Raw genomic sequence first — 21,059 nt, 5'->3', positions numbered from 1 at the left:
GCTTCTCGCCCACATTCTCGCCCCGCAATATCACCTGACCCATATGCGACACATCAAACAACGCCGCCTTCTCGCGGCACTGCTTATGCTCGCCCATGATCCCCAGCGGATACTGAACTGGCATCTCCCACCCGGCAAAATCAACCATCTTGCCGCCCAACTCAACGTGAAGCCCAAAAAGCGGCGTGCGTCTAATCTCGGTCATCTTGGATACCTTTTCGTATCTTTCGGTTTGGAACGCATTCCCGTCAGTCTGCCTCAAGTAGTCAATATTGCAACGATTCCGGTCAACTTGCGAACCGGCGCGCCGCCTGTGGGGCAAGTCTGTATACGGGCGCATGCATCCATTGCGTTCCTATAGGAAACTTTTTTCCGTTAGGCAACATTTGTCATTTGGCCTCTGCAAGGGTTTGCCGATCAAAGCTTTGAACGCGACGATAACACCAGGCAAGCCGACTGCAATGGCCTGAAAAAACGGTATTTTGCCTGCACCTTATCGCGCCTGTCCATCAAATGACTGCACTGCGAGATTCAGCACCCTCAGCCCGGCGACAAGATCGCTTTCGGCGGTATCTTCGGTAAAATCGTGGCTGACACCGTTGATTGAGGGCACGAACAGCATCGCAACGGGCATCAGGCGCGACACGTTTGTGGCATCGTGCAACGCGCCCGACGGCATCCTGCGCCATTTGCCGGGGGCCACCTGTTCGGCCCCATGTTCCAGCGCCGCGCGCAGCGTCTGATCCATCGTGACGGGTTCCAACCCGAGCAAAGGGCCGTAGGTCAGCACCATGTCCTGTTCGCTGGCTATTTCCTGCGCTGTGGTACGGATGATCTCCTCCATCCGCGACAGCCGATCCGGATCGCCATCGCGCCACTGCATCGAGAACCGCGCCCGACCCGGCACGATGGACGACGCATTGGGGTGAAGATCGACCCGCCCGATGGTCCAGACGGTTTGTGGTGTCACCACATTGCGAACCCGTTCGTTGAGGCGCGTGTTGAACAGTGACAACGCCTGAAACGCATCCCGGCGCAAATGCATCGGAGTGGTGCCCGCGTGATTCTGCTGCCCTTCGAAAGTGACCGACATGTCCCGGATGCCGACGATATCGGTCACGACGCCGATCTGCTCGTTCGCTGCGTCCAGAGAGGGGCCCTGTTCGATATGCATCTCGACAAAGCCGCTGAACCGCGCGGGATCGACAAAACCCTGCGACAGATCCGCCATGGAAGATCGGGCCTCGCCAAAGCTGACGCCGGCACCGTCGGTCAACACATCGGCCTTGTCCAGAGGCAGACCGCCGGACCAGACCGCCGAGCCTGTGGTCACACCGAACCGGCCTTCTTCGTCCTGAAAACTGACGACCGAGATCGGCTGGTCGCTGGACCGCGCGATCTCGAGCGCGGCGATCACGCCAAGCGCGCCATCCAGCCAGCCGCCTTCGGGCTGGCTGTCGGAATGCGACCCCATGAGCAGAGAGCGGCCGGGCGCCAACCCGAACAGGTTGCCGACCGGGTCGAAATGCGGTGTCAGACCCGTGTCGGCCATACGGTCCGCCAGCCATTGGCGCGCCGCGATATCCGCTTTGGAATAGGCCGGGCGGATGACCCCTTTGCCCACACCTGAGGCACCGAATTCACGCAGCTTGTGCAGATCATCCAGAAAACGCGTGTGGTCGACGGCCATGAATCCCTCCGGGCGCAGTTGGTCAGGGCGACCATAGCCAGAAACCGGACAGCTGCGAATGTTTTTCCGGTGAGATCAAGAAACCCCTCTGGTCCCGGCAGGGAACCTGCCCTAAGACTTCGGCGCAAGAGGGAGCGACATGTCACATATCACATTGGTGCGGCACGGGCAGGCAAACACGACGGCGCGCGACGAAGCAAGCTATGACAAGCTGAGCGATCTGGGCCATCAACAGGCTCGCTGGCTGGGCGCGCATCTGCGTGACACCCGCAGCCACTATACACGCGTCTATTGTGGCACCCTGACCCGCCATACCGAGACGGTCACCAGCATGGGATTAACCGATCCTGTCTGCGACGCACGGCTGAACGAGATCGAGTATTTCACCCTTGCACAGCTGTTCGAAGAACAGCACGGCGTCGAAATCCCGACCGATCGCGAGGGATTTGTCGAACACCTGCCCAAAACCTTCGCGGCCTGGGCCAGCGGAAAGATCGAGAACGCGCCGGAATCCTTCGACGCGTTTGAAGCCCGCGTCCGCGATGCATTGCACGAGATCGGGACCGAGGGCGGACCGGCCATCGTCGTGACCTCGGGCGGGTTGATCTCGATGGTGGTGCGGCAGGCGATGGGGTTGGACATCCCGTCGATGGCGCGGGTGGCCCTTGCCATCATGAACACGTCGATGCATCGTCTGCACCCGATTGGCGCACAGCTGAGCCCGGTCCTGTTCAATGCGGTGCCGCATCTGGAAGCACCCGACCGGCAGTTCGCGCAAACCCACCTCTAACCAGATCGGAGATCCCTGATGCAGCTTTATTATGCACCCCGAACCATCTCGGTCGCTGTTGCGATTGCTCTGGAAGAGGCCGGGCTGGACTATGAAGCAATCAAGCTGGACTTTGCCGATGGGGAACAGACAAAACCGGCCTACAAGCAGATCAATCCCAAGGGGCGCGTTCCGGCGCTGGTGGTCGATGGCGGCATCCTGACCGAGACCGGCGCGTTGCTGGAATATATTGCTGCCAAGGCACCCGAGGCCGAATTGGTGCCAGCTGATCAGGTCATGGCCGCCCGCATGCGCGAGGTGATGTTCTATCTGGCCTCGACCATGCATGTGAACCACGCCCACAAGCTGCGCGGGCATCGCTGGGCCGACAAGAAATCCAGCTGGAAAGACATGACGGACAAGGTCGCGCAAACGATGACGGCATCTTGCGACTATATCTCGTCAAACGGGTTGCGCGGGCCGTTTCTTCTGGGGGACGCGTTCTCTCTGGCCGATGCCTATCTTTATGTGGTTTGCAGCTGGCTGGAAGGCGACGGCGTCGATGTCTCGGCCTTCCCCAAAATTCTCGCCTTCCGCAAGGCGATGGAGGCACGGCCTTCGGTTCAGGCGGTGCGCGCTGCCGGGATGCTCTGACAAAAGGAAATAAGATGACACATCTCTGGGTCAGGGCGGAACAGCGCCCGAACGAGGAACGGGTGGGGCTGACACCCGAAGGGGCCGCGGCACTGATCGCAGCCGGCATCCGCGTGACGGTCGAGGAAAGCCATGTCCGCGCCATTCCGATTGATGGTTACAAGGACGCTGGCTGTGCAATCGCGGCTGAGAATTCGTGGCCCGAGGCCCCGCGGGATGCGATCATCTTTGGCCTCAAAGAATTGCCCGAAGATGGCACCCCACTGCCCCATCGCCACATCATGTTCGGCCACGCCTATAAGGGCCAGCATTCGGGTCGCGCGCTGCTGGAGCGGTTCAAGGCAGGGGGCGGTACGCTTTATGATCTGGAATACCTGGTGAGCGAAGACGGCCGCCGGGTTGCCGCCTTTGGCTATTGGGCTGGTTATGCAGGCGCTGCGGTAACGCTCAAGACATGGGCGGCGCAACAACGGGGCGAGGAATGCCCGCCGGTTGGGGTGTATGCAGGCAAAGACGTTCTGAACGCCGAATTGCTGGCCGAGTTGGACGCGACCAGAGCCCCACGCCCCCGCGCCATCGTCATCGGTGCACTGGGTCGCGTGGGTACGGGGGCCGCAGACCTGTGCGACGCGATGGGCGTCGACGTCACCAAATGGGACATGGCGGAAACCGCAAGCGGCGGGCCGTTTCCCGAAATTCTGGACCACGACCTGTTCCTGAACTGCATCTTCGCGCGCCCCGGAACCCCGGTCTTTGTTCCGCGTGAGGCGTTGACTGCCCCGCGCAACCTGACCGCCATCGGCGATGTCGCCTGCGACCCGGACAGTGATTACAACCCGGTGCCGGTCTATGACCGTGCAACCACATGGGACGCGCCTGCTTTGCGCGTGGCAACCGATCCGGTGATGGACGTGATGGCCATCGATAACCTGCCGTCGATGCTGCCGGTCGAAAGTTCGGAAGATTATGCGGCACAGCTTTTGCCGTCGCTTCTGACCCTGACCCATCTGGACAGCGGCGTCTGGGGTCGGGCAGAAGCGATTTACAAAACACATATCGAAGGGATCTGAGCGATGACGATTCACTGGTGTGGCACCGGCCTGTCGGCCATCCCCGGCCTGCGCCGTCTGATCGAAGGTGGCCACAAGGTCACCGTCTGGAACCGGACGATCGAAAAAGCCAAGGCCGAGGTCGGAGACCTGACCGACGACATACGGGCGTTCGACATCGACGCTCTGGGTGATGTGCTTGGAAAGGGCGACGTGATCGTGTCCATGTTGCCGGGCGACTGGCACGTAACACTGGCGGAACTGGCGATTGCCAAGCAGGCCAATTTCGTGTCGTCGTCTTACATCGCGCCCGAAATGCGCGCACTGGACGACAAGGCGCGCGAGGCCGGTGTGGCGCTGGTCAACGAAGTTGGTCTGGATCCGGGCATCGACCACCTGATGGCGCATGCGCTGGTCGATGACTATCGCGCCTCGGATGTGTTCGATCCGCAAAACCACCTGAGCTTTATTTCGTATTGCGGTGGCATTCCCAAAATCCCGAACCCGTTCCGCTACAAGTTCAGCTGGTCGCCGTTGGGTGTGCTCAAGGCGCTTCGGTCGCCTTCAAAGTCGATCCGAGACTATGCCCCGCTGGACGTTGCCCGCCCGTGGGATGCGATCAGCAGCTATATCGCGCCGCTGCCAACGCCGGAAAGTTTCGAGGTCTATCCCAACCGCGACTCGATCCCGTTCAAGGCGCAGTACCAGTTCGAGGATCACTGGCCCGTCAGGGAATTTGTCCGCGGCACCCTGCGCCTGAACGGCTGGGCGGATGCGTGGTCGGACGTGTTCCGTGAAATCGAAACCCTGTCGGGCCCGGAAGGGGATGCGCGTCTGAAAGAGATGTCCGACCAGTTCTGGAGCGAAAACGCCTATGACGAGGATGAGCCCGACCGCGTGGTGCTGTGTGTTGGATTGAAAGCCGAGAAAGACGGCGTTCCTGTCTGGCACAAGACCTATGTCATGGACGCCTGGGGCGACGAGCGCGGTACAGCAATGGCGCGCTTGGTATCGATCCCGGTTTCACTTGCCGTCGAGGCCGTTATGAACCGCGCCATCCCCGCAGGTGTTCACGCAGCCCCAAGCGACCCAAAACTGGTACAAGGCTGGATGGCCGAGATCGACCGGCTGGCCCAGCACTTGCAGATCGTGGATCATACGGCCTGATCGCACCCAAAAAGCCATTCCAGAGTTTCTGGAATGGCTTTTTTGAACAACATGATCGAGCAGGATCACAGGTTTTTCAAACGGCGGGTGCGGAACAACCGATGTTGCCCTGCTCGCCACTTACTTGGGCCAGTTAACAGCGGGCAGGATTTGCCCGACGCAATCGCCAAAGCCGATCTGGAAGCCTTCGCCCTTGGCCGCACCGCGCAGGGTCAGGGTGTCTCCGTCTTCGATGAAAGTCCGGGTTTCGCCGGTATCGAGCGTGAAGGGCTCGCGACCAGCCCAGCTCATCTCCATCAGAGAGCCGTATTCCGTCCTGGTTGGGCCTGAGATCGTGCCAGACCCCAGAAGGTCGCCCACATTCATCGCACAGCCGCCGATGGCGTGGTGGCAGAGCTGTTCGGCGGCCGAGTAATACATGCGGGAGTAGTTGGTTTCGCCAACGACGCTCGCCTTCTCGGCTCCATCAGGCTGCATCAGCACCTGAAGCTCAATGTCGTAAAGGCCGTCCTTTGAGCCGTCGAGGTAGGGCAGAAGCTTTCTCTCGCGTTCGGGCGTTGGCACACGGAACGTTTCCAACGCGGCGGCGGTCACGATCCAGGGGCTGATCGAGGTGCCAAACGCCTTGCCCTGAAACGGTCCAAGCGGCTGGTATTCCCAGCCTTGGATGTCGCGCGCGGACCAGTCGTTCAGCAGCACATAGCCGAAGATCATGTCGTCGGCTTCATCCACGGTGATCGGCTGACCAAACTCGGACGGCTTGCCAACAATGGCGCCCATTTCCAGCTCGATATCCAGACGCATCGAGGGGCCAAAGCTGGGCATCTCGGCGTCGGGCGCTTTGCGCTGACCGTTCGGGCGGTGGATCGGCGTACCCGAGATCACAACCGAGGACGCGCGACCATTATAACCGATCGGAATGTGCAGCCAGTTGGCCGGCAGTTCGGGCGAGCCGCGCAGGATCGCGCCCATGTTCGCGGCGTGCTGACGACCGGCATAAAAATCGGTGTATTCGGACACAAGGAACGGCATGTGCAGCTCCGCATCGGCTTGGGCGACCAACAGGGGCTCAACAGTGTCACGTTCGGTCGAAGCCTCGCCCAGCAGCTGTTCCAGACGGGCGCGCAGGGCGGCCCATGCGTCCGATCCCTGCTCCATCAATTCATTCCAGAAGGGCACGTCGAAAACGGGTTCATCACCAATCTCGATCAGGCCAGCTTCTTCGGCTGCGTGCATATCGAGGATCATATCCCCGATGGCCACGCCACAGCGCGGTGCGCTGTCTGAGGTCGAAAACACACCATAAGGCAGGTTGTTCAGGGGAAAGGGGGTCTCGGCAGAGTTCGCGCTGTCCACCCATGACTTTTTCAGTTGGCTCATGTGATCCTCACTCGGCATCCGGCTGTACCTCGGGTCGCGCATCGGCGAAGGCGGACAGGGCCAGACAGGTTTCTTCGATTTCGGTCAGACGCGCAAAGGGCGTCATGTCCACACCCCAGCGATGCCCGTTGTAAAGCTGCGATACAAGGCAGATATCCGCAAGCGATGGCATGTCGCCAAAGGCAAAGCGGGTGCCTTGGGGCAGCATAGCCTGAAACGCGGTCAGACCTTCGTTCATCCAGTGGACCATCCAGTCCACACTTTCCGCTTTGCTGTGCCCCATCCCGTCCAAATGTTGAACAACGCGCAGGTTGTTCACCGGATGGATGTCCAGCGCAATCACATGCGCCGCCGCCATCACCTTGGCCCGCGCAATCGGGTCGTCCGGCAGAAGCGCCGGGTCAGGATAGGCGCGGTCAAGATAATCAAGGATAGCCAGAGATTGGGTCAACTTGGTGCCATCCTCAAGCTCTAACACAGGGACGCCCTTGCCGGGGTTCATCGCTTGATAGGCTGCGCTTCTTTGCTCGCCTTTCACCAGATTGACCGGGCAGCTTTCGAACGGCACACCCTTCAGGTTTAATGCAATACGCACCCGATAGGATGTGGTCGATCTCAAATAGGTATATAACTTAAGACCCATCATTTCTTACCTGGTGTCCCGTCGAACTTCTTCTCAAGGCTGTCCCAGCAGTCGATGAAATTGTCCTGCAGCGGGGCTTCGTTCGCGGCGAAGGCTGTCAGGTGCTGCGGGAAGCGGGTCTCGAACATGAAGGACATGGTGTTGTCCAGCTTTTCAGGCCCAAGGTTCGAGTTCGAGGCACCCTCGAACGCGTCGCGGTCTGGCCCGTGCGGCAACATCATATTGTGCAGGCTGACGCCGCCGGGGATAAAGCCCTGCGGCTTGGCGTCATACTGGCCGTAAATGTTGCCCATTAGTTCGGACATGATGTTCTTGTGATACTACGGTGGGCGGAAGGTGTTCTCGGCCACTATCCAACGTTCACGGGACAGAACGAAGTCGATATTCACGGTGCCGGGCTGGCCCGAGGGCGCCGTCAGCGCAGCGAAGATCGAGGGATCCGGATAGTCAAACAGGATCGCACCAACCGGACAATATGTCGTCAGACCGTACTTATACGGCGCGTAGTTGCCGTGCCACGCGACCACATCCAGAGGCGACTGGCATCCCGTTCCTCCAGCGTTGGCGGATCATGACCTTCATGACCACAACCGACTAATTACTGCGGTCAGCATGAGCGCCGAGCAAAGGCGCGAGATGGCACGCACTATGTGCGCAAAACTTTCTGAAGCAACCGGCCCGACTGTTCTGCTTGTGCCGCTCAGAGGCGGTAACGAATGGGACAGGGCCGGGGCGATTTTGGAAGATGTAGGGGGACTTGCAGGATTCATCGAAGAGCTGAGCAAAAACTGTCCGGAAAACGTAACACTTGTGGAAATTGACAGCCACATCAACGATGTCGAGTTTTCAGACAAGACCTTGGAGATTCTGGATACCTGGCGCTCTGATCATGTGATCTGATTGGGTTGCCCGCCTATTCAACGTGAACGTCACAATCTGAACGAGCGCCCCAGCAAAAGCTGCGATATCCGCGCTCGGAGAGAGTTCGTTGTTTTGAAGGGGCGCGGCAAGATTTGCGTAAAACCGCTCTTCAACTTGCTCGACAAAGCTGCGCGCGATGTTACATGCCGCCCCAAACGCTGTTTTAGTCACACCGACAATTGAAAAGACCGCATGACTTTGCCTTGCCCGCCTGCCATTAGGCTGTCGATTGCGCCGTCACGAACTTCCAGTTCAACCTGAATCAAACTGGGCGAAGGGGTTTCCATGAACATGCCTTGTTCAATCAGAAACCCGTGCTGACGGCGGTGACCCAGGTCGTGCAGGACACAGGCCAGCGGCCCTGCGGCCATTCCCGTCGCGGCCTCTTCATCAATGGCATATCGGGGGGCGAACATGCGTGCAGTAGCGTCGCGCCCGTCCGAGCATTGGGCCGTTGTGAACACATAATATCCTATCAGGTCCAGACGGTCGCTGATCGTTTTGATCTGCTCGAAATCGGGTTTGATCGAAGCCAGAGTTTCCCTGTCGGCTACTCCGATCACGATAAAACTGTTGCCGGTATTGACCAGAGCGGGCGGCATTTCGTGATCCAGATTGCTCGGGGACAACCCCAAAGATCCCAAAACGTCCTGCAAACTGACACCCTGAGAGGTCCAATCTTCTGGCGTTTCATATCTAGGGGCCAACTGTTCCAAAAACGCGGCACCATCCTTGATCAGTATCCGGCGCGGGCCGTCCACAGTTTCTTTTGAAGTTTCAGGATCAGGAATACGGCCAAGTGCATCCAGATGGGAAAAAGCGGCAATGGTCGCATGGCCGCAATGCGCGATCCTGCGGTTCGGGGTGAAGAAGTCCAGTTTGAAACCCTCGGTCGCGGATTGCGAGACAAAAGCGGTTTCGGACAGGCCAACCTGTGACGCGATCTTCAGCATCTGCGCCTCGGTTAACCCGTCGGCATCCAGAACAACCCCAGCAGGGTTGCCCCCTAGCCCGTTGTCCACAAAACCGTGCACGATCTGGACAGTCACGTTTTGGCCGATGGCTTGGCTTACATTCACGGCATTTCTCCCATTTCCTGCGGGCGCTTTTGCCTTAGCGGAGTGATTGTGTCTTCGCCTGAGACATAGTGTGTTTCAATTGTTGGCAGAATAATATTAAACTTGAATTTATTATTCACTATTTTGGAATAATTACATGGACAAGTTTCGCGCGCTTCTGGTCTTTTCGAAGGTGGCCGACCTGGGTGGCTTTGCTGCTGCTGCGCGCAACCTGAACATGTCGCCACCGGCTGTGACGCGCACCATTTCGGTACTGGAGGGCGAGTTGGGCGCCCGTTTATTCGTAAGAACGACACGATCTGTCATGTTGACCGAGAGCGGGCGCAGATTTCTGGAAGATGCCAAGCGCATTCTCGTTGATCTGGAACTGGCAGAAAACGCTGCGGTCGGGACCTATGCGGAACCCAAAGGATTGCTCAACCTCACTTCGTCTGTGTTGTTTGGCAGATTGTTCATCACACCAATTCTTGCTGATTTTCTGGGGCACTATCCCAAAATCGAGGCGCGAACGCTGTACGTGGACCGGATCGTGAATTTAATAGACGAAGGTGTGGATGTTGGCGTCAGGATAGGTCCGCTTGCGGATTCCAGTCTTATGGCCGTGCGTTGCGGTTCTGTCAGACAGGTTGTTTTTGCAGCACCCGAATACCTTGAACAAGCAGGCGAACCCGAAAGCCCGGATGACCTGAACAGACATGTCCTGATCAATTCCCTAGCCCTGTCGCCGTCAGGCCAGTGGCAGTTTGACCACCTGGGCAACCCGAAACTTGTGCGTGTTCATCCACGGATCAGCATGAATACCAACGATGCTGTAATCGAAATGGCACTTCGCGGTCAGGGTCTGGCCCGGCTTTTATCCTATCAAGTCGCACCATATCTGGCGGACGGACGGCTAAAGGCTGTGTTATCTGATTATGAACCGGCTCGTGCACCGGTTCACATCGTGCACCACGAAGGGCGGATGGTGTCCGCAAAGATTCGCGCATTTGTCGATTTTGCCGCAAGCCGCCTGAAACGTGAGGCAGCACTGGAATACTGAAGCGTCGAACTTCGACCTGCCACTTTTACTGCAGCTTGGGGAGGTTTCTGTGTCGGCAGGCGGCCGAGTGCGTCGCACTTTTCCTAAGACGTATATGCAATCGTAGGAACGACTTAGGAATAAAAGCGAGAGGAACTGAGGAGTTGGTGTCTGACGCCTAAAAACTCGAACTACTCAAATACAAGCCGGTGAGTGTCGATTGAAAGCTGGAATGGCGAAATCATTCCGGCCGGTGAACGCTATCCCAACAACACAATGCAAACGAAACGAACCAAAGGCACGTATGTCCTTGCTCTGGTGGTTTGAGCTTCATTTGCCCACGCAGGATCACGTCAAATCACCCAGTGGGGCCAAAACTTTCGGTGTGAATATGTTCCGGAGAGATGCCGCGGCGTTCCAGATCGGCCTTGATCTCGGCCATGAAACTGACAGGGCCGCACAGAAAGTAATGCGCGCTGGCATCGTTGATCAGTTGCGCCAGAAGCGCCCCATCGACACGGCCATGCGAGTCATAGTCCATTCCGAACTCATCCTCTGACGTTGGTTGGCTATAGGCCACATGCGTCGTGATCCCCGGCCGTCTGGCGGCCAGATCGTGAACTTCACCGGCCATTGGATGGTGCTGACCGTCCCGAGCGCCGTGGATGAACCAGACAGGGCGGTTGCCGCGCTCGCCTGCGACCTTATTCAGAATGCTCAACATCGGTGTGATACCAACACCTGCGCTGACCAGAACCAATGGGCACCGGTCGCAAGTCATTGTGAAATCACCCGCAGGTCGACGGCTGTTGATGATTGCGCCTGGCTCCAAATGATCGTGCAGAAACTGCGATGCGATCCCTTTTGGCTCACGCTTGACCGTAATCCGATAGCGATGCTTGGTCGGTCCGTTGCTGAGCGAGTAGGTCCGGCGCACCGGTTCGGCGATCCCCGGAATTTCAAGCTCGATTGGCAGGTATTGCCCGGGCTCGAACCCAGCCAAGTGGCCACCGTCGCGGGCTTCGAATACAAACGAGGTGACATCGACGCTTTCACGGATCTTTTCGATCAGGCGGAGCGACCGGACAGAATCTGCATCCGAAGTCCATCTGAGGCTGACTGCCGCGCGGATTTCCACGACCTCGTCAATCTCCAGTGCCACCAGCCGCCGCGCCCCGGGGAAATTTGTGATCTCATCGCTGGCCCAGTCGATCGAGGCGACGCCGGTCAGTTGCAGCACGCTGCCGCTTTCGAAATCGACGAACAGAAATCCCGCCCTTGGGTCGAGCAACAGGTTGCCGATAGTGTTGAAGTGGTTATTGCCGGCATAGTCGGGAAACCGCAGCCGCCGGTTGTCCAGAACCTGCACGAAACCACGGTCGCCACCGCGATGGGACGCATCCATCCCGTAAGTCGGGCTTTCGCCCTCTTCGCGATAGCCGCTGGCGATAAAGAAAGTATCGGCTGTTTCGATCCACCGGACCTGATCCGGCGTCAAGTATTGGCCGAGTGTCATTGGTCCGGGCCTCGAGTCATCAACCCGGTGCCACGCGCGTTCACGGATATACTGCGGGCAGTTGCCAAAGGTCTGGTCAACATGAAAATCAAAACCGGTCGGAGTGACGCGTCCGGCGCGGCCATTGATACGGTTGCGCCGACGCGTGGCCAGTTCAATACCAAGGATGCCAACATCGCTTTTGGGGTGAAGGGCACCGTGCAATGCATCGCCTTGGGCTGGCAAGGCAGTAATGGAAAGCGTTTTGTTATCTGGTGCAGAGACGAACCCGTCTGGCCCTTCCAATAACGTAACCCAGGGCCGACCTTGCGCATCGCGCGCGGCCATCACAAAAAACGGCAGGGCGGTATGAAAATCCCGATGCTGTTCGGGCATGTGGTCGCGGACAACTTTCCGTGCCCAGTGTTCAATGTCGCGGACACCCAGCCGCGCCTGCGCCATGTGTTCACCCCGATGAAAAGGGGAAGTGCTGCTGTCGCTGGGTTCGATGGAAATCATGGGGTCTCTCCTGGGGCGGCACGGTTTGGACGCATGCGCCCGGTCCTGACGGCCGGGCGCGCTCTGGTGTCAGGCGGCGAGGCCGACCTTGGTGCTTTGCATGGCCACAAAGCCGGGCAACGCCTCAATCCGGGCCAGCAGGGCGCGGATGTTGGGATAATCATCCAATGAAACGTTTCCCTCAGGCGCATGGGCCGTATAGCTGTAGATCGCGACATCAGCGATGGATGGGCTGGTTCCGACCAGCCAGTCGCGTCCGTTCAAATGCGCCTCAAGCCGGTCAAAGGCGGATTTGGCGATGGCCTTGGTACGTTCTGCATCCAGTTGAGCGCCAAAAACGGTGATCAATCGCGCTGCCGCAGGGCCGTGGGCGATGTCGCCGGCGGCCAGCGACAAGAACTTCTGAACTTCCGCCTCGCGCACCGGATCAGTCGGCAGCCAATCAGGCGCGTATTTCCGCGCAAGGTACACGAGGATAGAGTTGGAGTCGGCGATCGCGATTTCACCGTCCTCAATCACCGGCACCTGCCCGGCAGGGTTCAGGGAAAGAAACGGCTCTTTCTTGTGTTCGCCAGACAGCAGGTCGACATCGATCAGCTCGTGATTGATGCCGCCAAGCTTGGCGAATAGTTCCACCCGGTGTGAATGCCCGGACAAGGGATGACGGTGGATACGGATGGCGTTTGGCATGTCAGTTTCCTTTCGGAGGAGTTTCTTGGGAGCGAGCTGGCGATGTTCGTCAGCGGTCACTGGCTAGAACATGGCAAAACCTTTTTTAGTTATAATCCTGCGTTTTATTCAGTAACTATGAACAAATTGGGTATAATTGACCAAACACCAACCTGACGAAGGAGCGCTGCGTTGGATACAATTGACACGATGCGGGCATTTATGGCGGTTGCCCATGAGGGCTCGTTCACTGCCGCGGGGCGGCGGCTGGGCCTGTCTACCAAACTGGTCAGCAAGTATGTTGCCCAGTTGGAGGCCAAGCTATCGACGCAACTGTTCAACCGGACAACCAGAAGCGTTTCACTGACGGACGTCGGCATCGCGTACCTTGAACGCTGCCGCCCGATCGTGGAACAAATCGACGAGCTGGAAGACCTTGTTCAGGAGCGGCAATCGGCACTGGCCGGGCCGATCCGAGTAACCGCACCAACCGGGTTCGGCAGCATCAACCTGACTCAGGCTTTGGCTTCGTTTCTGCGGGCGCATCCGAAGGTCGATATCGACCTTAAACTGTCGGACTCGCGCGTGGCGCTTGTTGAAGAGGGGTTCGATCTTGCCATACGGATCGGGGTGTTGCGGGATTCGACCCTGATTGCGCGGAAGCTGTCCGATATGCCGCTGATCGTCTGCGCGTCGCCTGATTATCTAGCGGAAAGGGGGCGTCCGGGTGATCCGATGGCACTGGCCACACATAACTGCCTGATTGACGAAAATCCGGCCGACGCAACAGCATGGAGGTTTCGAACCGGGACAAGGGATATTGTGGTCAAGGTGGCGGGAATGTTTCATGCCAATGCCCCGGCGGCGATTGCCAACATGGCGATTGCCGGGCTGGGTATTGCGCGTTGCCCGCACTATGTGATTGCCCGCAGTCTGGAAGAGGGTACCCTGGAGCACCTGTTTCAGGACTATGAAACGGAAAACTTCGGCCTTTATGCGCTCTATCCACCCAATCGTCACCTGACGGCCCGGGTGCGCGCGTTGATTGATTTTCTGGCGCAGCATTTTCGATCAGGCTGACATCCAGCAGCTGAAACGGATCCACAGTCCAGCCACAACCGCGGTGGTTGTTCCGCAAAGTCTTGAGAAAGTTAGGCAGAGCTTTCGTTTTGGTGCATGAGATGAAGAGTATTTCCGGCTTTGTCTAAAGCGCGGTAGAGATCCTTCCATTCTCCATGCACACGGACCTATGTGGCGTCCATGCGCCAAGAATTCAGTGTAGGACGCTTCATCGATTGCGCGCGCTGCGATCACCGGCGAAAACCGCGTGACCCACATGTTCTATGTAGCATGATCTACGCGCAATCCCCGTTCAGCCATGACTTCCTCAAGGCCGCGACAGAAAACAGTCTACCTCAGTAGAAATACACCGCGTACAAAGCCACACCTTTGGGAAAATGGTGGCTTTTCAAGAAGATCACATAGAAACCCATTCGCGGCGGCTTCGAAGGCAAAGAGAAACCGAATACAGACTTTCACCAACTTCGATCGAAAGCTTGACACCCCCGTCGCTGTTAGTCTGCCTTGGCGGGCAATATCCGGCGCCGCCAGACGCAGGCACCGGGCAGCGATGATGTCGCGCGGTCTACATCAGATCGTTTTCCACGTCTTCCGCAGATATTCCCAATGCATCCAGACCATTCTCAAGGTGGTCAGACATATGCGGTGTTCCGATCAGGTAGTCTGCACAAGGGGTCGATGCCTCGGACTTGGCGGTGGCGATGGCCTCGGCCAGATCTTCCGCAAAAAAGCTCTCGCGCCCGATCCACATGATGGCGACCAGTTCGGCCTGCTCGTCTTCGCTCATGCGGTCGATGAACGCCCGCAATTCGCCCTCGGCCCGGTTCAGTTCGCGGCCCATCATGGCGACCTGGGCAACTTTTCTTGCCGAGATTTCCAACATTTCTTCGACTCCTCGTGTTCGCGGTTGTTACGCCATCACAACCACCGACGGGGGCCCGCGTCTTTGATCTTGAACAAACAGGCTGGTCACTGCCCCACACGCGTTACTGAGTGATCAGGCACCGGTTCCCTGCGAAACGGACGGAAGGTGGCTTTTTTCAGCCACAACCTGAAGGCCTGCCAGAGGATCAGCGCAAAAATGCGACGCGAACCGAAAGGGCGACGCAGAAAAGACCAAAGGATCACCCTGCTGGTCAATGGCTGGCGCGGTCCGGTCAGTGTCGCGATCAACCCGCCATCCGCGCGCGTGTAATCGATCCACACACCGACCCGATCCGGGCTGTAGTCGAAGCGGAACGTATAACTGCCTTCAATCTTCTGGAAGGGCGAGACATGCATCACCTTTTCGGCCGCCAATCGGTCGGTTGGTCTGATGGTCGAAAAATCCGGCTTATGGCACAGATAACTGTGGCGCGTTCCAAAGGTGTTCGTCACCTCGGCCACCACGGCGTAAAGCTGATCATCGCGGTCAAAGCAGAACCAGAAACTGACGGGATTAAATACGTGGCCCAGCACCCTAGGCTGGGTCAGCAGCATGACCTGCGCGGGTTGCGGAATGTCCATCTCGGCAAATCGCGCACGCAACCAAGCGGCGCCATAGCCTTGACCCGGCTTTCCGCCGTGATCGCGGATGCGCCAGTTGGTAACATTCGTCCGGTTCATGGAAAACAGAAAAGGCGTGGCCAACCGGGCTTCGGGATCAAACAGGATGTAATCGACAGAATACCGGAAGGCGTTGTCGATTGCCCCCTTGCGCCCGTGATAAGTGTGGCCTGCAACATGATCTATCGTTTTTGCCATCCGGTGTCTTCTGGTCCTTGCACAACCGCCAGAGCAGTCGCGATTTCATTTTTGCCGCTGGAGTTCATATTACGAGACTTGGCCGGGAGCGGATCAAAATGTTCCGATAAAGTGATCCGGCTTGGGACATGCGCCGTAATGTGGTTATGTTTACCGAGACCAATACAGCGACCTTGGACGGACCAGCGGTTGAAACAGCCGCCCCTCAACCTTGGCGCGTCCACAAACGCATCAAGGGTAGGCGGGTGAACGAAATCAACAGCAAGCGCGAGACCAGGGCCGAATGGGTGAACCACGTCAGACGCATCCGGGATGCGCAGGATCAAGCGGCATTTGCCGAGCTGTTCCAGCACTTCGCGCCGCGTATCAAGGCGTTCCTGATGAAGTCAGGGGCTGATGCCGCCATGGCAGAAGAATGCGCGCAAGAGGTGATGGCGACCTTGTGGCACAAGGCGCACCTTTTCGACCCGACGCGTGCCACCGTGGCCACATGGGTGTTCACCATCGCTCGGAACAAGCGCATTGACGTGCTGCGCAAGCAACGCCGCCCTGAACCCGAAGATCTTGGTTGGGGGCCCGAGGCTGAGCCCGATCAGGATGACGTCATCGCGCTGCAACAGGAAACCGCGCAACTGCGCTCCGCCTTGAAAGCGTTGCCGGATGCACAGCGGGACCTGATTGAGAAGGCATATTTCGGCGACCTGAGTCACCGGGAAATTGCGTCACAAACCGGGTTACCGCTGGGAACGATCAAATCACGGATACGGCTGGCGCTGGACCGCTTGCGCCACGCGATGAACTGAGATGAGTAAAATGAGCAAGTTGATCAAACATCACCTGACAGATGACCTGCTGATGGCTTATGCCGCAGGCAGCCTGCCCGAAGCCTTCAACCTGATGGTCGCCACGCATTTGTCCCTGTGTGACCACTGCCGCGCGCGCGCAGAAAGCTATGACGCCGTTGGCGGGCAAGTTCTGGACGAGCAGAGTGAGGGTGTCAGCATGAGTGAGACTTCACTGGCGGCCACGATGGCTTTGATCGCCCAGGGCGCACCAGCGCCCAAGCCCGTTCGCCCGAGATGTGCAGTTCTGCCAACCCCGTTGCAGGATTACGTGGGCGGAACAGTCAAGGACATCCGCTGGAGGTCGATAGGTATGGGTGTCAAACAGGTGATCCTGCCGACCACCAAAGACGCCACCGCCCGCTTGCTGTTCATTCCGGCCGGTGCTGCCGTGCCGGATCATGGCCACAACGGCATGGAGCTGACAATGGTTCTTCAAGGGGCTTTCTCGGACGAGGTTGACCGTTTTGCCCGTGGCGATGTTGAAATCGCTGACGAGGATCTGGAACACACACCCGTCGCGGATATCTCGGAAGACTGCATATGCCTGGCGGTTACGGATGCGCCGCTGAAATTCAACAAGCTGATGCCGCGCCTTTTCCAGCCCTTTCTGCGTATCTGAACGTTTGGCGACTGCAGCGTTACACTTGTTTTGAAAGGAAAGATCATGCTGGGAAGATTGCTTTTGACTACCCTTCTGCTTTCAGTTCCACCCGTCGCATCTGCCCAGAAGACTGCCGAGGTTCAGTTTCAGGCCGGCAATTATGGCACCATGGTCAGCGGGAACGTCTCAGGAGATGAATATTTCGACTATAGGCTGGGTGCAAAAGCCGGGCAGGAGATGTTCGCCGACCTTCAGGTCAGCGATACCAATGGAAACGGCGTGATCTACTTCAACATCCTGCCGCCGGGCAGCACCGGGGTCGCAATTTATAACGGGTCGATCGACGGTAACACGGCCCGGATCAAACTTCTGGAAGACGGAGAGTACACGATTCGCGTCTATCTGATGGGAAATGACAGAGATACCGGTAAAACCGTGGGGTACAATCTTGATTTGTCGATTCAGTAGATCTCAGCCTTCGTGACGTGCCAGCGGCACAACCTCTGTTTCAGTATCGGGCGCGATTTCTTCGAAGTCGAAATTATCCAGCCGCTGCGCCCGGCGGCCGGCCTTTTCGGCACTGATCTTGATTTCCGAGATATCCTTGGCCGCCTGACCGAAGTGACGATCGAGGTTTGATACGCGGTCGCCCAGACGGTCCACGTCCTTGTGCAGCAATCCCAGTTCTTTTCGGATCGCACCGGCCTGTTCACGCATGCGCGCATCTTTCAGGATCGCCCGCATCGTGTTCAGCGTGGCCATACAGGTGGTGGGCGAGACGATCCAGACCCGGGCAGCGAACCCTTCGCGCACCACATCGGGCAGGCGGGCGTGCAGCTCGGCATAGATCGCTTCGGACGGGACGAACATCAGGGCACCGTCAGCGGTTTCCCCGTCGAGGATGTATTTCTCGGAAATCGCCTTGATATGCACTTTCACGGCGGCGCCAAAAGCCCGCAGGCATCTTTCAACATCTGCCTTGCTCTGCGCGGCGGCAAGTGCTTCGAAATCCTCAAGCGGGAATTTCGCGTCAATTACGATCGGGCCGGGCGGGTTCGGCAGATGCACGAGGCAATCTGCACGCCTGCCGTTCGACAAGGTGGCTTGCAGCGAATAGCTGTCTGCGGGCAGTGCCTTGGACACGATATCGTTCAGCTGAATCTCACCAAACATCCCGCGCCGCTGCTTGTTTGACAGGATATCCTGAAGGCTGAGAACATCGCCCGAAAGTTTTGTGATGTTGTCCTGCGCCTTGTCGATGGCGGCCAGACGCTCCTGCAACTGCGTCAGTGATGTCGCCGTCTGCTTTGACGAACCGTGCAGGGTTTCCTTCATCCTCTCCTGCATTTCGGCCAGCGCGCGCGCCGATTTCATCGCGTTGTCCGCCAGCCGGTCATTCATCTGCTGCTGGACCGAGGACAAGCGCGCCTCGACCGTCTGGATCACCTGTACCTGCGTGTTGGCCTGCGTGTCCGAGACATGCTGCAAGCCGCCGCGCAGCTGTTCCTGCCCCTGCCCCAGCTGCTGCACATGCTGACCCAGAAGCGCCATCTGCCGCGCCAGCGGTTCCGCCATCCGGGCCGAGCGATTGGCAGCGCGCAACGACAGGAACAGCAGCAGCAGGATCAGCGCGACTGTTCCGCCCACGATAAGAACAACCGGGTCATCCAGTGCATATTCTGTTCCTGCAATCTTGATCATGTCGCCTCGGATGTTCTTGTTTTATTCTTACTAACCTGCAGTGGCCAATGGATCAACTGCGCCCGAACAGGCGTTTGATATCGCTTAGCTTCAGTTCCACATATGTTGGTCGCCCGTGATTGCACTGCCCGGAATGCGGCGTCGCCTCCATCTCGCGCAGCAGGGCGTTCATTTCCTCGGCCCGCATCCGGCGGCCGGACCGGACCGAGCCGTGGCAGGCAACCAGGCTGAGGATCGCCTCGATCCTTGCCTGCACCATCTGGGTTTCGCCCTGATCGGCCAGTTCGTCGAGGATATCCAGGATCATCGCGCGCGCATCGACCTCGCCCAGAACGGCCGGGGTTTCGCGCACGGCAATGGCGCCTCCGCCAAAGGGTTCGATGGTCAGTCCCAAACGGGACAGATCATCACAGACCGCCATCAGACGGGCGCAGTCGCCTTCGGACAACTCAACAATCTCGGGAATCAAAAGCGCCTGCGCCGCGACGCCCGTCTCGGCCATCTGCGTTTTCAGCTTTTCATAGACTAGCCGTTCATGCGCGGCGTGCTGATCAACGATCACCATTCCATCGGCAGTCTGGGCGATGATGTAGTTTTCATGCACCTGCCCGCGCGCAGCGCCCAGCGGAAGGTTTTGCGCATCAGGCTCTTGACCCTGTGATACGGGTGCAACCGGGATCGGATCGACAATGCTGCCGCTGTAATCATGCGCCAGTTCCGCAAAACCCGGAGCCTGCGCCCGGTACGCGGCCTGGCGCGCTGCGGGCGACGGGCGATCCATCTGATAGACCCGCGCTGGTGCAGACTGCGCGGGCTCCGGTCTCATTGCACCCAGGGTCGCATTGGCCACGGTCGATGACGCGCGATGCCCTGCCTCGGCCAAAGCGTGGCGCAGGCTGGACACGATAAGCCCGCGCGCAACGCCGGGATCGCGGAACCGGACCTCGGACTTGGCAGGGTGAACGTTCACGTCAACCAATGTCGGGTCGCAGTCGATGAACAATGCCGCCGCCGGGTGACGGTCCCGGCTGAGGAAATCGAAATAAGCCGCCCGCAAAGCACCGGTCAGCATCTTGTCCCGCACGGGACGCCCGTTGACAAAAAGGTACTGCGCCACCGCAGCGCCACGGGAATAGGTCGGCAGGGCCGCATAGCCAAAAAGCCTGAGACCTTCGCGCGTGGCATCGATCCGCAGCGCATTCTCGGCGAATTCGCGCCCGATCACACGGGCAAGACGGGCGTGCAGGGCGTCAAACAGGTCGCCATTCTCGCGATCCGCGCGGAAGATCACGCGGCCTTCGCCACCGCCCGAGACATCGCGCAGGGTAAATGTGACGGATGGTTCGGCCATCGCCAGCCGTTTCACCATGTCCGTGATCGCCTGTGCCTCGGCCCGGTCGGTGCGCATGAATTTCAGTCGGGCGGGGGTGGCGAAGAACAGATCGCGCAGCTCGACCACCGTGCCCGCGCGCAGGGCGGCAGGCTTGACCGACCCCAACTTGCCACCTGCAACATGGATCTGCGCCGCATCCAGACCCGGCGCTCGGCTGGTTATGGTCAGGCGACCGACAGCGCCCAACGAGGGCAGGGCTTCGCCTCGAAATCCGAAGGTGTGGATATTCAGCAGATCCGATCCATCAATCTTTGACGTGGCGTGGCGCGACAGGGCAAGCGGCAAATCTTCGGCCGGAATGCCGCAGCCATCGTCGGTCACGCGGATCAGTGTCTTTCCCCCGTCGGCGATTTCGACGGCTATACGCGTAGCCCCGGCATCCAGTGCATTCTCGACCAGTTCCTTGACCGCCGAGGCCGGGCGTTCCACAACTTCACCCGCCGCAATACGGTTGATCGCAGCATCGTCAAGCTGTCTGATCACGGGGCGATTTTCGCTGATATTGGGGTTTGTCTGCGCCATACCCCTAGACCTAGCACAACCGCGCACGATTCTGCCACCGGTTTGAGCATGTCTTCTGATCGGAAAGGGGCGCCCGGATGGCCGTGAATGAATCCCCATTCCGTACTATCCGGGCGTACCA

Annotated in this window: 20 protein-coding genes and 2 pseudogenes; 10 read left to right on the top strand and 12 right to left on the bottom strand. The window is 58.6% G+C overall.

The window, feature by feature from the left end; genetic code table 11:
- Together gcvT and ACR0LL_RS14045 are read right to left on the bottom strand one after the other, a co-directional pair.
- Positions 1-205: pseudogene (gcvT, locus tag ACR0LL_RS14050) on the bottom strand (glycine cleavage system aminomethyltransferase GcvT); the annotation flags it as partial.
- Positions 206-493: 288 nt separating this feature from the next.
- On the bottom strand, positions 494-1,690 hold the full coding sequence (locus ACR0LL_RS14045; protein WP_480587745.1) for a Zn-dependent hydrolase: 1,197 nt from the start codon (positions 1,688-1,690) through the stop codon (positions 494-496).
- 139 nt (positions 1,691-1,829) lie between these two features.
- Here ACR0LL_RS14045 and ACR0LL_RS14040 point away from each other — a divergent pair, with 139 nt between their 5' ends.
- From ACR0LL_RS14040 to ACR0LL_RS14025, 4 genes are read left to right on the top strand one after another with little or no spacing between them, the layout of a single operon-like run.
- Positions 1,830-2,480: a histidine phosphatase family protein gene (locus tag ACR0LL_RS14040; RefSeq protein ID WP_209505059.1), complete on the top strand. Its 651-nt coding sequence runs from the start codon at positions 1,830-1,832 to the stop codon at positions 2,478-2,480.
- Between the two features lie 18 nt (positions 2,481-2,498).
- Positions 2,499-3,113, top strand: a complete 615-nt coding sequence (locus ACR0LL_RS14035) for a glutathione S-transferase family protein (RefSeq protein WP_480587743.1) — start codon at positions 2,499-2,501, stop codon at positions 3,111-3,113.
- A gap of 14 nt (positions 3,114-3,127) precedes the next feature.
- Entirely contained in the window at positions 3,128-4,183 is a 1,056-nt protein-coding gene (locus ACR0LL_RS14030) for a saccharopine dehydrogenase (RefSeq protein ID WP_480587740.1), read from the top strand.
- A 3-nt stretch (positions 4,184-4,186) separates the two neighbouring features.
- Complete coding sequence (locus ACR0LL_RS14025) at positions 4,187-5,329, top strand: saccharopine dehydrogenase family protein (protein ID WP_480587737.1); 1,143 nt, start codon at positions 4,187-4,189, stop codon at positions 5,327-5,329.
- 120 nt (positions 5,330-5,449) lie between these two features.
- On the opposite strand, the gene fahA is transcribed toward ACR0LL_RS14025, so the two are convergent.
- The 3 genes and pseudogenes from fahA to ACR0LL_RS14010 all read right to left on the bottom strand — a co-directional run.
- Positions 5,450-6,709 (bottom strand): fumarylacetoacetase, encoded by a 1,260-nt coding sequence (fahA, locus tag ACR0LL_RS14020; protein ID WP_480587734.1) that lies wholly within the window; start codon positions 6,707-6,709, stop codon positions 5,450-5,452.
- A gap of 7 nt (positions 6,710-6,716) precedes the next feature.
- Positions 6,717-7,352, bottom strand: coding sequence for a maleylacetoacetate isomerase (gene maiA / locus ACR0LL_RS14015; protein WP_480587732.1), 636 nt, complete (start codon positions 7,350-7,352; stop codon positions 6,717-6,719).
- Positions 7,352-7,894: pseudogene (locus ACR0LL_RS14010) on the bottom strand (homogentisate 1,2-dioxygenase domain-containing protein); the annotation flags it as partial. The gene maiA and the pseudogene ACR0LL_RS14010, both read right to left, overlap by 1 nt.
- Between ACR0LL_RS14010 and ACR0LL_RS14005 the strand changes: the two are divergent.
- Positions 7,860-8,252 carry a hypothetical protein gene (locus tag ACR0LL_RS14005; protein ID WP_480587730.1) on the top strand — a complete coding sequence of 131 codons (393 nt, stop codon included), beginning with the start codon at positions 7,860-7,862 and terminating at the stop codon, positions 8,250-8,252. The pseudogene ACR0LL_RS14010 and the gene ACR0LL_RS14005 sit on opposite strands and share 35 nt — an antisense overlap.
- 188 nt (positions 8,253-8,440) lie before the next feature.
- On the opposite strand, the gene ACR0LL_RS14000 is transcribed toward ACR0LL_RS14005, so the two are convergent.
- Positions 8,441-9,352 carry a PhzF family phenazine biosynthesis protein gene (locus tag ACR0LL_RS14000; protein ID WP_480587728.1) on the bottom strand — a complete coding sequence of 304 codons (912 nt, stop codon included), beginning with the start codon at positions 9,350-9,352 and terminating at the stop codon, positions 8,441-8,443.
- Between the two features lie 136 nt (positions 9,353-9,488).
- On the opposite strand from ACR0LL_RS14000, the gene ACR0LL_RS13995 reads away from it, so the two are divergent.
- On the top strand, positions 9,489-10,391 hold the full coding sequence (locus tag ACR0LL_RS13995; protein WP_480587725.1) for a LysR family transcriptional regulator: 903 nt from the start codon (positions 9,489-9,491) through the stop codon (positions 10,389-10,391).
- A 337-nt stretch (positions 10,392-10,728) separates the two neighbouring features.
- Here the strand turns inward: ACR0LL_RS13995 and ACR0LL_RS13990 are convergent, their stop codons facing one another.
- Complete coding sequence (locus tag ACR0LL_RS13990; protein WP_480587722.1) at positions 10,729-12,384, bottom strand: FAD-binding oxidoreductase; 1,656 nt, start codon at positions 12,382-12,384, stop codon at positions 10,729-10,731.
- A 69-nt stretch (positions 12,385-12,453) separates the two neighbouring features.
- A complete protein-coding gene (locus ACR0LL_RS13985; protein ID WP_480587718.1) occupies positions 12,454-13,074 on the bottom strand; it encodes a glutathione S-transferase family protein in 621 nt (206 codons plus the stop codon).
- A 171-nt stretch (positions 13,075-13,245) separates the two neighbouring features.
- On the opposite strand from ACR0LL_RS13985, the gene ACR0LL_RS13980 reads away from it, so the two are divergent.
- Positions 13,246-14,133 carry a LysR family transcriptional regulator gene (locus tag ACR0LL_RS13980; RefSeq protein WP_480587715.1) on the top strand — a complete coding sequence of 296 codons (888 nt, stop codon included), beginning with the start codon at positions 13,246-13,248 and terminating at the stop codon, positions 14,131-14,133.
- A 565-nt stretch (positions 14,134-14,698) separates the two neighbouring features.
- On the opposite strand, the gene ACR0LL_RS13975 is transcribed toward ACR0LL_RS13980, so the two are convergent.
- The gene (locus ACR0LL_RS13975; RefSeq protein ID WP_209505065.1) at positions 14,699-15,016 is read right to left on the bottom strand and encodes a DUF3775 domain-containing protein; all 318 of its coding nucleotides are present in this window, start codon (positions 15,014-15,016) and stop codon (positions 14,699-14,701) included.
- An 86-nt stretch (positions 15,017-15,102) separates the two neighbouring features.
- Positions 15,103-15,876: a DUF1365 domain-containing protein gene (locus tag ACR0LL_RS13970; protein WP_480587712.1), complete on the bottom strand. Its 774-nt coding sequence runs from the start codon at positions 15,874-15,876 to the stop codon at positions 15,103-15,105.
- A 146-nt stretch (positions 15,877-16,022) separates the two neighbouring features.
- On the opposite strand from ACR0LL_RS13970, the gene ACR0LL_RS13965 reads away from it, so the two are divergent.
- The 3 genes from ACR0LL_RS13965 to ACR0LL_RS13955 are packed head-to-tail and all read left to right on the top strand — an operon-like array spanning position 16,023 to position 17,790.
- Positions 16,023-16,679 (top strand): sigma-70 family RNA polymerase sigma factor, encoded by a 657-nt coding sequence (locus ACR0LL_RS13965; protein WP_480587753.1) that lies wholly within the window; start codon positions 16,023-16,025, stop codon positions 16,677-16,679.
- 10 nt (positions 16,680-16,689) lie between these two features.
- The gene (locus tag ACR0LL_RS13960) at positions 16,690-17,340 is read left to right on the top strand and encodes a ChrR family anti-sigma-E factor (RefSeq protein WP_480587709.1); all 651 of its coding nucleotides are present in this window, start codon (positions 16,690-16,692) and stop codon (positions 17,338-17,340) included.
- Positions 17,341-17,385: 45 nt separating this feature from the next.
- On the top strand, positions 17,386-17,790 hold the full coding sequence (locus tag ACR0LL_RS13955; RefSeq protein WP_480587706.1) for a hypothetical protein: 405 nt from the start codon (positions 17,386-17,388) through the stop codon (positions 17,788-17,790).
- A 3-nt stretch (positions 17,791-17,793) separates the two neighbouring features.
- Here ACR0LL_RS13955 and ACR0LL_RS13950 read toward each other — a convergent pair whose 3' ends face one another.
- Positions 17,794-19,023, bottom strand: coding sequence for a DNA recombination protein RmuC (locus tag ACR0LL_RS13950; RefSeq protein ID WP_480587703.1), 1,230 nt, complete (start codon positions 19,021-19,023; stop codon positions 17,794-17,796).
- A gap of 52 nt (positions 19,024-19,075) precedes the next feature.
- Positions 19,076-20,938, bottom strand: a complete 1,863-nt coding sequence (mutL, locus tag ACR0LL_RS13945; protein WP_480587700.1) for a DNA mismatch repair endonuclease MutL — start codon at positions 20,936-20,938, stop codon at positions 19,076-19,078.
- Between the last annotated feature and the right edge of the window lie 121 nt (positions 20,939-21,059).

It is taken from the genome of Ruegeria sp. AI2 (assembly GCF_056541275.1).
This window is presented reverse-complemented; position numbering and strand designations above follow the sequence as displayed.